The organism is Sulfitobacter sp. G5_S2_6_S6, from assembly GCF_054968505.1.
This window is the reverse complement of the sequence record NZ_JBQKUI010000028.1, coordinates 1-530: the sequence shown is the minus strand read 5'-3', so window position 1 is coordinate 530 and position 530 is coordinate 1. Positions and strand designations below refer to the sequence as shown.

At 59.1% G+C, this 530-nt stretch carries 2 tRNA genes; both read right to left on the bottom strand.

Annotation, left to right across the window (positions count from 1 at the left end):
• Positions 1 to 127: 127 nt before the first annotated feature.
• A tRNA-Ile gene (locus tag ACTRWK_RS17510) sits at positions 128 to 204 on the bottom strand.
• 100 nt (positions 205 to 304) lie between these two features.
• A tRNA-Ala gene (locus tag ACTRWK_RS17505) sits at positions 305 to 380 on the bottom strand.
• Between the last annotated feature and the right edge of the window lie 150 nt (positions 381 to 530).

Sequence of the window (530 nt, the reverse complement as noted above, 5' to 3'; positions counted from 1 at the left end):
GCGCGCCGTCCGATTGGACGATTAAGAACTGCGTACAGTGCTTAATGGTCAAATCGTGTGCTTGCCCAACGCGTGCTTTGCTGCGCAAAACCCTGTTTGGGCGACGATCTTTAGCTGGCAAAGATCTTGGTGGGTCGAGGAGGACTTGAACCTCCGACCTCACGCTTATCAGGCGTGCGCTCTAACCACCTGAGCTACCGACCCAGCGTGTTTTGCAAAGCAAAACCGCGACGTCCCGGCAGGGCATTCCGAAGGAATGTCCCGAGAGGGACCAGCCCAAGCGGTTATTCAAGGGCCGTATGCTTGGTGGAGCCTAGGAGGATCGAACTCCTGACCTCCTGAATGCAAATCAGGCGCTCTCCCAGCTGAGCTAAGGCCCCAGCGTAGCCCGAGGGCTGCGTGTTACGTTGGCTGCATGAAGCAACCCCACCCCTCTCGGGACACCGCTGCGCGGTACCCTGTCGGGGCTTCGCGCCTCACTGCGTGAGACGCTTGCTGAAGAGATATGAGGACGGCTCGGTCCGAAAGGT